The sequence below is a fragment of the Polymorphobacter megasporae genome, assembly GCF_018982885.2.
In the GTDB taxonomy this organism is placed as follows: Bacteria; Pseudomonadota; Alphaproteobacteria; order Sphingomonadales; family Sphingomonadaceae; genus Polymorphobacter_B; species Polymorphobacter_B megasporae.
Window position 1 is genome coordinate 2,292,416 of sequence record NZ_CP081848.1, and the last position, 13,111, is coordinate 2,305,526.

Below are 13,111 nucleotides of genomic sequence, written 5' to 3' on the forward strand. Positions count from 1 at the left end.
CTACTGTCCCCTGATGATCTTGAGAGCGCCACGGGCGGCGTCGACCACAGCCCGGTATCTCGGGTCGCCCACGTCGCCCCCGACGAGCGGCTTTACCCCTTCGGCGGCGGACCTGACTCCGTCCTCGAGTGCCGCCTTGTCCTTCACGGCCCCGATCGACCCATCCACCGTCCGCTTCAGGTCGGCCAACAGGTCGTAGTCGATCGCGTCTGGGGCGACGAGCAGCGACGCCCCGAGCGGCCGGGGCGGGTTGTCGAAGCCGTCTGCATCTTTGCTCTGAAGGACCAGCGCCCCGTTGAGTTCGACGACCGCGCCGGTCGAGCGGCCGAGAAGCAGGTAGGCGAGAGCTTCACGGCGGAGTTCGTCCCCCGATTTGACGAAGAGCGCCGGATAGCTGTCGATCGTGCCCTCGGTGTGGAGCTCCAGGGCGAAGCGCACCGGGTTCGCTGCGATGCGGGTCTGATATCGCTCCTGGAGGAACGGCAGGATCCCGAGGTAGCGGAGCGGGAACAGATTTTTCACTGAGATCATCGTGATCTGGTTCGCCCGGTCGTCGGCCTCGATGAACTCGAGGTCGCCCGGCTGCGCGTCGCGGAACGCCTGCTTCAGCTGTTCGACGAAAGCCGCCTGTTCTGGCGCCTTCGGCAGGATGACGATCCACTTCTCGATCAGGGTTTGCACGCCTGAGGCGATCCCTGGCCCGGCGCGGTTCCTTTCGAGCGGATTGAGAGTGATGAAGCAGCCCGCCTCCTTGACCAGCTTCGCCACGTATCCGCGGAGCGCTTGCTGATCGCCGCCGTAGCGCTCCTTCAGTTTCGCGACGATCGACACCCCGAGGATTCGGTCCCTCGACTCCGTGACGAGGGTGTTGTGCGCGATCTGCGCATTCTCCTCGGTGGCGCTTTCGATCCGGTCGATCAGTTCGCCCAACCCGAGACGCGTGGCAAAGGAGGTGAAGGTGGGCGACGGACCGAGCGAGGCGACGAGGTCGGCGCGGACCTTGGCGGTTTGAGTGCGCTGCTCGCCTTCGTCCGTCGAGAGGGCCCGCGTCACGCGCCGCACGGTGTCTGGATCGTAGAAGCGGATCAGGTGCCCCTTGAGATCATCGACATCGGCCTTCTTGAGCCTTTCGTCGATTCCCGTCGAGACCCGCCGCAGCGCATCCTGCATCGTCGAGACGATCGCATCCACGTTCGCCTTGAGATCCGAGATCTCGGTCGAGATCTCGGCAAGGAGCGGCTTGGCGAAGGTCCACGCCTCGATCCGCGTCAGACGGACGTAGAGTTCCTGGAGGAAGATGCCCTCCGCATCGAAGATGTTGTCGCGTCCGCCGACGAGCTTGCCGAACAGCCCGAGATCCGCCCACTTCTTCGCGTTGACCGCGAGCTGGGCGCGGGCGTCTTCGACTTCGGCATTGAGCTTAAAGATCGTGTCGTCGACGCCGAGCATGCGCTCGTTGAGCGATGACAGCAGCGCGGCGAGGACCCGCGCAACCTCGGCTGCCGAGCGCGCGCCATTGCGCCAGTCGTCGAACAGCTCGCGCTCGACGCGCGCCCTGACTTCACGTGCCATGTCCTTCCGCGCCATGGCCTTGGTCCGGTAGAACGAGGCGACGCCGGCATTGCGGAAGCTCTCCTCGAACCGCTTCTGGAAGTATTTGCCGAGCTCGTCGATCCATGTCGGTGCGGGCTGTTCGCGTGCCATCGACTTGAAGGTCGGCAGCACGGACTCCCACTCGCCTGTGAGCGGCTTCCAGCGCTTGGCGGGATCATCCGTCGCGAGGATCGGGACAGACAGGGTGAGACTCTCGTCGGCGAGCTGCCAGCGCCCGAGGACGTCAGGCTGGCGCACGAAGCTGGCGACGTCGACGTTCCTCGCCTCGTCGACGAAGCCGAGCGTGTCCTGCCAATTGTTGTAGCGGAGCTGCTGGATCGCCTGTCGGGCGAAGTTGAGGCTCAGATACTCTTTGATCTCCTCTTCCGGGATCGCGAGCCGCTTTATCCCGAAGCTGAGGAAGCGCTTCGACCGCTCGCCGACGCGGCCGCCAGGTGTCGTCTCGGGCGTGCCGTCGCCGTTCTCGGCGTTCTCCATCCGCTCGAGAGACCGCCAGCCGACCTTCGCCGCCACCACGATCTTCTGGAAGAGGAACTCGGCGACGATGCCGGGGATCTCGCGGTCGACGTCGGCCTGATAGCCGGTCTCGTTCTCATTGCCGAACACGTAGGCACCGTTGAACGCGTCCTTCAGATCAAGCCTCGACCCGTTCGAGACGTCGATCGGCTGGTAGGCGCCAGTAGAAAGCGCGTTCAGCTCGGAAAGAGCGGCGAACCCGTTGGCGTGGTAGTTGCCCGTGTCCCAGTTCGGCGGCGGGAACTGGTCCGGCAGCAGCAGATATGGGACGATCTTGTGCCGTCCGGGCTGGCCATACATGGCACGAAGCTGCGCGACCACGTCGATGATCGATCCCGAGCCGGTGCCGCCGGCGAGCCCGGCGACGACGTGGAAGGTGATGTCAGTCTGGCCGTTCGCCTGAAGCGAACGGACGATCGACTGTATCTGCTTCTTCAGATCGTCGATCTTGCAGGCGAGCAGGAACCGGCCGAGCCGGCGCTTCTGGCCTCCGAGGGCGGCGCCCACGATTGAGCCGAGGATCTCGCCCCAGACTGCGCGGTCGCCGATCCAGGGCTTGATGCCGGGATAGGTCTGGATGTTCGCGAGCCGCGCCGAGAGGTCCTCGCCGGTGATCGTCAGCTGGCTGGCGACGGGCAGCTGGACCGATGTGCCGAGCACCTTCCAGGTCGGATCGTCGAAGGCCATCATCTCCTTCGATGAGTCCACGTAGAGGAAACCGACGTCGACCCCGTCGGGAGCCTCCTTGCGGAACTCCGTGTAGATGAGCTTGCGGAGCGAGCGGATGACCTTGCCGCCCGTCCCGCCGAGCCCGATTATCACGTGATTCATGCCCTGGTAATCCCCCTCGACGAAGTCTCTTCGCCGCGCCCCATGACCGTTTAATGACGCCGCCCGATCTCAGGGCACTGGTGTCGTCATCCCGTCCTGTCGTACACCTTAACGAAGGGGCGTCACGGGGGAAGTGTCTAAGAATGCGCGGGCTAATTAGCTGCGGACCCCGCGGCCGGTCGGAACGTCGTCGTCGACCCGTTGGCGGCTCGTCAGCCGTCATGGAGGCGCCCCTATGACTTCGCGGGGTCGTGGCTCGCTCAGAGAGCTGGTTTATCGACAGCTCGATCCGGGATCGCGACGGCGCGGATTATCGATTGTTAATTCCGACCTCATCGGAGCGATCCTCGCACTGTCCGATCGCAATTGCAGGCGGTTCTTGAAAAGACAGGCAGCAGCCGTCAGCAGGACATCGTCGCACTTCTCGGCGGCATCAGCATATCGAGGATTTAATCCGCAAGCCACGCTGTGCCGGGAGGGCGCCACTTAACCACGGCGATTAAGAACATCGGGCTCGCAATCAGTCAGACAAGCGAAGCGATTTGTTTTGTTCGCGATCGCGGGAGCGCCGGAAGGGCGGGCGAATGTTGAATTCTGGACCGTCATCCGTGGGATCCTCGCGAATTCGAACGGCAGCTATACCGCGCGTCATGACGCAAAGCAGTCGGACTGCTTTCGGCCCCCAGCAACCATCAGGAACGCTGCGTTCCACGACCAAGAGCTGCCAGGCAGAAATCGGCCCCGTCTCTAAATCCGGTGCCAGTGCTAAATCGAAATCGTCAAACGACCAGATGCGCTAAATTCCAGCTTTAGTCGAATTTATGGGGCGAAAGCCGCTGAGCGGCACCGTCGAGCACCTAGACGCAGCGTTTTTCACAGCGCATTCAAGGCGACGGATTCCTGCTGACCAGCGTCACCGCGGTCGCCGGCCTGCTGCCGCTCGCGCTTTCGGGGTCGGGGCTGTATGGGCCACTGGCGTGGTCATCATCGGCGGGCTGGTGAGCTCGACCCTCTAGTCGCGCGCTATCACCCAATTAATGTAACCGCCGATCATCCGCGGCGCGGCAGCCCCGGCGGTCGCGCCCGCCTAGACCGCCGTCCCGAGCAAACGCTCCTGCCAATAAGTTGTGAAGAATAGATTGTCGGGATCGCGGCGGGCGCGCAACGCGAGGAAGTCGTCGAAGCGCGGCAGGCTGGCACGGTAGAAGGCGGCCCAGCCGGGTAGGTCGTAAAACGGAATAAACTTGCCCCAGTGGAAACGGAACGGGATGTCGTTTGCCTTCAGCAAGTCCCAATATTGCTCGAAAAACGCATTTTTGACATCGGGTTCGCCGGCATTGTCGCGGTACCAGTAGACGTCGAAGCGGGCGACGCCATCGCGGTATTCGTCCTTGCCATCGCTGTAACTGGGGTTGAGCCACGCGGTCGACGGCGCGGCGGCGTAGATTTCCTGCGCGTAATAGCCGGTCGCGGCGCTGCCGTTCGCGTCGAACATCGCCTTGAACAGCGTCATGACCTGTTGCGTGTACTGGATCGGCAGCCAGATCTCGATAAACTCGGTGCCGAGCATGATGTCGTCGGCGGTATTGTCCATGCACAGGCTGCGCCAGTAATAATCGTTGAACAGGGTCGGCGTGCTGCCCGACATCGGGTTGAACAGCGGCAGCAGCGAAGGGAACAGCGTCCGCATTGCCCCGGTCCGCGCGAGGAGCTGGACCGGCAGCGCCAGCACCGTGGTGGCGATTGTCACCGCGGTCGCCGCCGCCCCCGCACCGCCGTTCCTCGTTGCCCACAGCCCAGCCAGATTATGGCCGAACTGGGTGACGCGGGCTGCGACCAGCGCGTCGATCTGGGCGACATCGGTGTTGCCGAGCAAAACGAAGAATACCGACGCCAGTAGCTGCTTGACCTGCCCGCCAAGGTCGGGGGTAAACTCCTGATACGGCACCAGCGTCGGGTCGCCCGGCGGCACCGGGGCGCGCGCAGCCTGCCAGATCTGGACGCGCTCGCACCCCTTTTGCGGCCACCACGTGAGGCGGCTATACGGCTGGTCCTTCAGGAACTTCGCGAGCGACAGGCGGTCGGCATCGCCTGGACCGAACAGGTCGACCGGGCATTCTGGGCCGGTGACCGGGGTCGTCGCCTCCTGGCCGGTGACGAGGTACATCGGCACCAGTTGCAAGCGGACCGCCGTGACGACGCCCATCAGGCCGACCGCGGTCAGCATCGCGTCGAAGGCATCGTCGCCGCGGGCAATCCAGCTCGCCGCGCCAAGCCCGTCGACCACCCGAAACGCCGCGACATTGTCGAAGGCATAGGTGATCGACCCACCCGCCGATCCGGTGCCGGTGAAGCCGCTGATCGTCTGGTGGGTGATGCCGCCGACGATGTTGACTGCCCAGCCCTTCAGGAACGCCTGGTAGAGCAGGCTGTTGGCGATTGTCGACACGCCGAACGGGTCGCTTGGGTCGAAGCCCATGTGAATGCCGGCCCCGACCTCGACCGTGCCGGCGGCTTCGTCGAGCCATGTCAGCCTCGCGAGCTGGTCGAGCGCGATATCGATGTTGGCCCCGGCGGGAGGGCTCGCCTCGAGCGTCTTGTCGAGCGGTAGTCCGGCGACCGGGTCGGTGTAGATGCTCCACGCGACGCTGTGGGTCGCCCCGCGGGCGCGCACCCGCACCTTGGTAGCACGCGCATGATTGACGAGGGCGATCACCTCGTCCTCGCTTGTCGGGTGGTAGAAGCCGTCGACCCCCCGGGCAATGATCGTGTTTGACATGCGCGACGCCTCCCGGCTGCCGCCACGCAGTTCTGGCCACGCGGCAATCGACTAAGCGCAATGCGACTAGGAACTCGAGCAGTCGGGAGTATCACGCCAGACTTGATTGAACAACGCGGCGTCGCGGTCGCGGACGTGATCGGCCTGGCGCGACGCGCGGATGGTGCCGAGAAAGATGTCGCGCGACACGCCCGGCGACACCCGGCGCAATTCGGTCATGTCCTCGCGAGCGCGTTCGAGCCGACCGAGTTCGGCGGCGATAACGATGCGCTGCATCAGGCCGGTGCGGTCGCTTGGCATTATGACCAGCACCCGGTCCGCCACCGCCAGCGCCTCCTCCAGCCGTCCGGCCCCAAACAGCGCCCAGCAGCGGTTTGTCAGTGAGATCGACATGTACAGGCCGCGCGGCGCGAGCCGGTCGGCATCGTCGAATTGCGCCAGCGCCTCATCGTAGCGCTCGTCGCGGGTATAGCTGCCGCCCAGCGTCTGGCGCGCCTCGGGCATATTCGGGTTCAGCTCGACCGACCGTTCGGCGAGCTCGAGCGCCTGCTTCCACTTCTGCGCATAAGATTTGACCAGTGCGACGTGGAACAGGACGGTGCCGTGGTTTTCGCCGAGCGTCAGGGCGCGATCAGCGTGCTGCAACGCCTCGGCCAGCACCTCCGGCTCGCGCGAGCCAGCGCGTTGATACCGAACGCCCAGCGCGACTGCCAGCGTCGAAACCGCGAGCGCATAACCCGGAGCGATCGCCACCGCCTTGCGCGCGTCCGCGATGCTCTGCGCCAGTCCTTCAGGCGTGAACTTGGGAATGCAGGCCCAGCTCCGCTGCACTGCCTCGAACGGAGTGATGTCGCCGTGCTTCTTCTGCGCCCGATCAATTTCGATGCGCTGGATCTGGACACACAGACTGCCGGAAATCTGGGCGACGAGTTGGTCCTGCGCATCGACCGAAGTTGATCGCGACAGGTCGAACTTTTCGGCCCACAGGATCGCGCCGTTTGCGACGTCGATCAGCTGGGTCGTGACCCGAACTGTGTCGCCGCCACCCCGGACATGGCCGTGGACGATGAAGTCGGCGTCGAGGTCGGCCCCGATGGCGCGGATGTCGGTTGTGCCGTCGCGAAATCCGGCGGTCGCGCTGCGCGTTATGATGCGGAGCCCGCGGCCGACCGACAGCGCGCTGATGATATCGTCGACCAGATTATTGGCCAGATCACCGTCGGCTGTTTCGCCTGACCGGTTGTCGAGCGCGAGGACGGCCAGCGTCGGCCGCCGCCGCGGCCGGGCGGCCGGGCGCAGGGTTGCGGCCGCCGGCGCACACGGGGCCAGCCGCGCAAACGGGCCGATGAGGCGATACCCAACCTTTGTTATGGTTTCGATCCGCAGGGTGCCGCCGCCGTGCTCAATGGCGAGCTTCCGCAGCCGCGCGATGACGCGATTGATCGAATCGTCGCCGACGATCCGCCCCTCCCAGCACTGGCGGACGAGATCATCGCGCGACACGATCGCGCCCTCGGCAAGCGCGAGGACGACAAGCACCTGCATGACGCGCGGCTCCAACGTTTCTGACCGCGCGGCGGTGATCTGGCGGAGCGCCGGTGCCACCGTAACGGGCCCTAGGCGGAATGCCGGGGCGCGGGCGAGGTCGATCTGGTCGGCTACGGGCATGGCAAAGGAACCCTGTGGCGTCTAACTTCGGTCAATAAGCCTTTTTGCCAAAATTACACCGTCATCGGCAAGTCATCGGTCATTCATCAGTCTAAAAACACGTCGACATCATATCGTTACTACGTCGGCCCGGGTAATTTCTGGTCATAGCCCCGGATGGTCCGGTGTTGAAGATCAAGGATAACGCCATGAACATTTTCGCTGCAATCGCTGCCATCGTCCTCGCCTCCACCTGCGTCGTCGCTTCGACCACTGCCGCACCGGTCACTGTCCGAGTTAGCTATGCCGACCTCAACCTGTCGTCGCCGGCCGGCCGCGGCACGCTGACGCGCCGCCTCACGATCGCTGCCCGCCAGACCTGCGCCGTCAATGCGGGCGAGCGCGACCTGTCGGTCAAAGCCTATACCGCCCTCTGCTACAAGGTGTCGATCGCCGACGCTAAGGTCGCCATGGAGCAAGTGATGGCACCGCACTTCGCTTCGCGCTGAATCGCATGATCGACCAAGGATGGGGCGGTGTCGACAGGACCGCCCTTTGTCGTTGAGGTACGGACGCGTCGCGTCCGATGCCTCCACGACACCCGCCGTTCAGTCCCAATGACCGGGATTGAGTATTGGCATGACGATATTGCTGTCCACTTCTGGGCTTTGGTCCTGGGGGCCGCGACAATACGAACGTCCGCTATTTCTAGTGAGGTGCCTAAAAACCGCCCGTCGGCAAACGGCCCCGATCATGCCGGCTAGTCTGGATGAGGATGTGCACTGCAGTCAGCTCTGCGATCGCCGGGCACGGATAGTCCCAGATGCTTTCCTGGCCGTGGCTGACGGGGTCGGAGCGAACGCGACGCACGCCGCGTCAACGCCCGATGTGCCAGCGCGATGCAGCGCGCATCTCGTCGCAAAGGCAAGCGTTCACCCGAGCCTATTCAGTAGCGCCAGCTCGTGAGGTCAGCATCCTTCGGCGCGGTTGTCTTAATGCGCGCCATGATCTTGGGGACATACATCCAGTCATAGTGCAGCCGCGAATAAGCGTTGCTCAAACTATGGTCGCCGTTCCAGCAATGCTCGGCACGCTCGCCATAATCGACCTCGCCGCCCCACGCCGGCTTCAGGCTCTCCAGCGTGTCCTGCGCATAATAGACGGCATTCGTCAGGAAGTAGCTGTCGGCCGAACCCACGTAGATGTGCAGCTTTCCCGTTAGTTCCGGCGAAAGTTTTGCCCAATCGCGTTCGACGATATGGGTCAGGTCGAAGTGTTCGCGCCAATAGCCGGCGACGGCGGGATCGATCGCCCCGCTCTCCTTGTCGAAGATCGGCTGGGGGTAGCCGTCGCGGCCCTGCGGCCCGAACACCGCCTGCCAGATATCATATTGTCCGCCCGAGCGGCTGTGGTCGCCCAACACCAGTTCCATGTGATTTTCATCGCGCTGGGTCGCAAGTGTCTCACCGAGATAGTTGCGCATCGCCGGCCGATCGATCGCCACCGCCTTGCCCTGCTCGGCGAACGCGTTTTTGTCCTTATAGAGGTTGATCGTGGTGTAGGCGCGGAAGTCGATCGGGTCCGGGCAGGCGACGAACGCGCCATTGTACATGTCCGGGTAGAAGACCTGCGTCGCCATTGCTTCCCAGCCGCCGGTCGAGCCGCCGTAGGTGAACCTTGCCCAACCTTGGCCGATGGCGCGGAAGCGCCGTTCGATTTCGGGGATCAGCTCCTTATTGATGGCATCGCCGTACGGGCCGAGGTTGGCCGAGTTCACCGCATAGCTGTCGTCATAATATGGATTGGCGTGCTCGATCGACACGACGAGGAAGCGCGGGAAATCGGGTCCGGTCCAGCGCTTGAAGTTTGCATAGCTCTCGGCTTGCTGGATGCGGTTGTACCCGGCGAGATGGAAGCGCTCGGAATAATCCGGTTTGAGGTCGGGATCGGGCGGCGTCTCGCGCCATGCCCCGATCCCGTCGGCCGGGAAGTGGCCGTGGTTGACCATCAGCGGAAAGCGCGCCTTTGGATGCTCGGCAAATCCTGCAGGCAGCAGGACATAGGCACCGAGGTACATCGGCCGCCCCCAGAAACGCGAAAGCATCGCGCTCTTGATGCGGATGTGTTTGACGAACGGCGTGTCGAGGATCGGCTTTACCGGCGGGATCACCTGATCGAGCGACAGCGCGAGCGGCGGCGCGCCCGGGCCAAGATGGATGCGCACGGGGCGCGAGTAGGGGTTGCCGGGCTTCTCGTTCCAATGCTGCCCCTCACCCATGTCGGGGGGAAGCTTGACGACTGAGCCGTCGGCGCGGTGGAACGTCTCGTATTGGTTGAACACCGCCTGCACCGTGTAGTCGCCCGCCGGCAGCTCCGCGAGCGACACCGGCCAGCCGTACGTCGATGTCAGCGGCACGACGGTACCCGGCTTCGCGTTCTCGAGCGTCTGTCCGAAAATATACGGCGTGTTGAGCGGGGCCTCCAGCTCCACCTGAAGGCGCGGCTCAGGATCGGCCAGCGGCGACGCGATCAGGATCATGCGTCCGTCGAGCAGCGGCTGCGCTTCAGACGGGAGCTTCACCGTCACTTCCGTCGCGGCGACGCGACTGGCGACTGCTATGGCAACTAGTAAGGCGATCTCGCGATGCATTTTGATACCCCCCTCAGGTCCGGTATCAGTGCCGGATGCCCGCCGCTGCGGCAAGCGGCTCCGCGACCGCTGGAGAAGGCCGCGTATCTCGGCAAGCGTTTACGGCTCGGCAGGCCACGTGTTGCAGATAGTTTAGTAGGGGATGAGGCCCTTGAGGGTCTTGAGCCTGCAGCCGAAGTTGTAGTCGGCGATAAAGTCGCCAAGATGCCGCCTGAGCTGGTCGTGCGTGTCGTAGTCGTACCGTTTACGGTTGCTTACTTGATGATGCGGTTCATCCGTTCGACCTGCCCGGCGGTTCAGAAGTGGCGAGGCTGGTGAGCCGGTGGTCGACGTCGTTCTAGGCGCAGGCAAGCGCGAAGGAATGGCAGCGGAACAGTTCGCCGTCTGCGATAGCGGGCTTGACCTCTTCGACAGCCGAGCCCGGGTACTTGGGATCGGTGAAGTGGATGCCGTTGTCGGAGAGCACAATGTGTAGCTTGTACAGCGCCGCGGCGATGAGGCACCGAAGGGAATCGGCAGCGACCGTCGTTGTTGCCCCATCTTGAAGCTCGACGAAGGCAAATTTGGAGCTGCGGTTGATCGCAGCGAACATAGCTTACCCTGCTCGGTGCGAACCTCGGCGATATCAATGTGGAAGTAGCGATCGGATAGAACTTGGCGCGGGCGGGCGCGTCACCCTCGATCGTCGGCAGCTGCGAGCTGCCATGGCGCTGCAGACAGCGTTTCGACGCGGTCAATGAGCTCGCTCAAATGGGCGTTGGCATCCGCCAGATTGACCGCACTCACATTAGGCTCCTGGCCATGTAAATGGTCATATGGCATGGGGGGGTACCAATTCTAGCATTCGGTTTTTATTGTAACCCGAACCAGGCTCGCCGCCTTGCGCCAAATATCAGCAAATTTGGCTCATCCTCTCCCCTGCAGCAATCTTGCCGCAGGGAGAGGAGCCATGGGACATACGACGTACGAACCTGTCTATAACAATCGTAAAGCATGGAACGCCGGAAAGACTGTGGGTGCCAAGAAGCCCCTAAAGCCGAAAGACGTCTGGGCGATCCGGTTCTTTCTCGAACATGAGGGTCGCCTTCGCGACCGCGCTCTCTTCGACCTTGCGATCGACAGCAAGCTACGCGGCTGCGACGTGGTCAAAATGAAGATTGGCGACCTCGTCAGCGGTGGACGAATCCGCAGCCGTACGATGGTCGTGCAACAGAAGACCGGCCGACCGGTCCAGTTCGAGATTGTCGAGCCAGCAAGGACGACTTTGATCAAATGGCTCGAGCTGCGGGGCGGGAGCCTCGATGATTTCGCCTTTCCCAGCCGTGTCGACCATACCGACCACCTTAGCACGCGCCAATACGCTCGTCTGGTCGAGGAATGGGTGGTGGCGGTAGGCTTGCCGCGGCAGGATTATGGCACGCACTCGCTCCGGCGGACGAAGGCGGCGCTGGTGTACAAGCGCACCGGCAATCTACGGGCTGTGCAGATGCTTCTTGGGCATACCAAGATCGAGACGACCGTGCGCTACCTTGGGGTCGACATAGAGGATGCGCTCGCGCTTTCCGAAGCCACTGATCTGTAACTGATCGCGCGCGCCTCCCGTTCGGCGCGCGCGCTCTTTGTGGTCACCGCACCGCGGCCTTAGCGACCAAACTGGCAGCATCCGATCGGGTAGCGTTCCGTGCGACGGATCGTCCTCAGTTTGCGGAGCCGCGGCGAACGGCAGCTTTCGTGCATTGAGCATCCAAGAGCGGAACGGCAGAAACCGGCCCCCCACCAGCTGGCGGTTCTAGCACGCACCGATTCATGGCGGGCACACGTCGTCCCACGCTGATAAGTGCTGGACCTCCCCTCATACTCCGCACGTAGTTAGGTCGTAACGGTCTTATTCCGGTGGCGCGCAGAAACACCGACGAGGCCAAAGCCGAGGACCATGAGCGCCCACGATGCCGGTTCAGGCACCCCTGGTGCCACGGTTGCGATAGTGAACGACGCACCAATTATTACCGGTCCGGCGATTGTCGCACCTGGCGTCAGGCCCACATTGTTCTGGCCACAAACTGCAACACCGGTGCAGCTGGTTGTGGTGAATTGAAAATTGAAGCCCGTGCCAGCTACGAAGTTACCACCAGTAGCCAGCGGGATAGCGTATTTTTGGCCGGGCGTATCAAGGAAAAGTGTGATCGTCGTCGTCGGATCTAGAAAGGTATAAAAAAACTGATTGACGTTGGCCGGGTTTGACTGTGCGTGCGGAGCGGCGGGGCCACCCTCGGTCGTGTCTGGTCCGGCATAGCTCGTGACGAAAGAATACGTACCGCTGTTAAAGCCAGCGTCGCCGCCATTGATTGCGCCCGAGAAGGTGAACGTTGATGTCGTTCCATCGTAGCTGCTTGATCCTTGCCCGACCTTGAAGCTTCCGATGCCGGGAGCGGCCGGACCTTGTCCATAGAGAATCAGGCTCTGGGTTCCGGCACCGAGGGCAACCGAGGCAGCATTTGCGTGAACGGCAACGGCTGCGATCGTGGCGGCGATCGCAATCCTCAGAACGTCGACCATTGTAGACCCCACTGTTTTCTCGAGAGACGTTAACCAATATGCAATGTTAGTGCCAAATACCAACGTCACTATCGACGCCCGACAAGCCCATGATTTCAATAGATTGCGCCAGTTCGAGTATCACATGGCGACATCCGTCGACTGAGGTTGGCTCTAAAAGTGTCGGAATCCTTTACAATCGGGCGGCTCTAGACTTGTGGTATCTATCGGCATCGAAGCAAAAGCCCTGCGACTTCCCCATTCACTTTTGACGATATCGCGGAAAACCGCCAACGACAGACAGCTTGAATCGGGACGATCCGAAACCTCCTACGCGGTGAGGAACGGCATCGATTGCAATCGCTAGCGTCAAATTGGCTGGAACCCCGGCAAGGGACAGGTTTGAAAGCTCGAAGGTCTAGCATATTTCAGGAATCCGCAGTTACGGCAAGACGATGGGGTGGCTCGTGGATGAGCGAAACCGCCGTCAAGACCGCACTCGACCACGCTAATCATGGAAAAGTCTGCTCATAACGTTA

Annotated in this window: 7 protein-coding genes and 1 pseudogene; 2 read left to right on the forward strand and 6 right to left on the reverse strand. The window is 62.7% G+C overall.

Annotation, left to right across the window (positions count from 1 at the left end; genetic code table 11):
- The 3 genes from KTC28_RS10890 to KTC28_RS10900 all read right to left on the reverse strand — a co-directional run bounded on the left by KTC28_RS10890 (position 1) and on the right by KTC28_RS10900 (position 7,408).
- Positions 1-2,961, reverse strand: coding sequence for a tubulin-like doman-containing protein (locus tag KTC28_RS10890; RefSeq protein ID WP_216710381.1), 2,961 nt, complete (start codon positions 2,959-2,961; stop codon positions 1-3).
- A 1,087-nt stretch (positions 2,962-4,048) separates the two neighbouring features.
- The gene (locus tag KTC28_RS10895) at positions 4,049-5,740 is read right to left on the reverse strand and encodes an FAD-binding protein (RefSeq protein WP_216710380.1); all 1,692 of its coding nucleotides are present in this window, start codon (positions 5,738-5,740) and stop codon (positions 4,049-4,051) included.
- Between the two features lie 66 nt (positions 5,741-5,806).
- Positions 5,807-7,408 (reverse strand): winged helix-turn-helix domain-containing tetratricopeptide repeat protein, encoded by a 1,602-nt coding sequence (locus KTC28_RS10900; RefSeq protein WP_216710379.1) that lies wholly within the window; start codon positions 7,406-7,408, stop codon positions 5,807-5,809.
- 164 nt (positions 7,409-7,572) lie between these two features.
- Between KTC28_RS10900 and KTC28_RS10905 the strand changes: the two genes are divergently transcribed.
- A complete protein-coding gene (locus KTC28_RS10905) occupies positions 7,573-7,896 on the forward strand; it encodes a UrcA family protein (RefSeq protein ID WP_216710378.1) in 324 nt (107 codons plus the stop codon).
- 437 nt (positions 7,897-8,333) lie between these two features.
- Here KTC28_RS10905 and KTC28_RS10910 read toward each other — a convergent pair whose 3' ends face one another.
- Positions 8,334-10,037, reverse strand: coding sequence for an alpha/beta hydrolase (locus KTC28_RS10910; protein WP_216710377.1), 1,704 nt, complete (start codon positions 10,035-10,037; stop codon positions 8,334-8,336).
- 135 nt (positions 10,038-10,172) lie between these two features.
- Positions 10,173-10,759 (reverse strand): annotated as a pseudogene (locus KTC28_RS23470) (transposase family protein); the annotation flags it as partial.
- 227 nt (positions 10,760-10,986) lie between these two features.
- On the opposite strand from KTC28_RS23470, the gene KTC28_RS10920 reads away from it, so the two are divergent.
- Positions 10,987-11,619 carry a tyrosine-type recombinase/integrase gene (locus KTC28_RS10920; protein ID WP_216710375.1) on the forward strand — a complete coding sequence of 211 codons (633 nt, stop codon included), beginning with the start codon at positions 10,987-10,989 and terminating at the stop codon, positions 11,617-11,619.
- 287 nt (positions 11,620-11,906) lie between these two features.
- Here KTC28_RS10920 and KTC28_RS10925 read toward each other — a convergent pair whose 3' ends face one another.
- Positions 11,907-12,593: a PEPxxWA-CTERM sorting domain-containing protein gene (locus tag KTC28_RS10925; protein ID WP_216710374.1), complete on the reverse strand. Its 687-nt coding sequence runs from the start codon at positions 12,591-12,593 to the stop codon at positions 11,907-11,909.
- Positions 12,594-13,111: the final 518 nt, after the last annotated feature.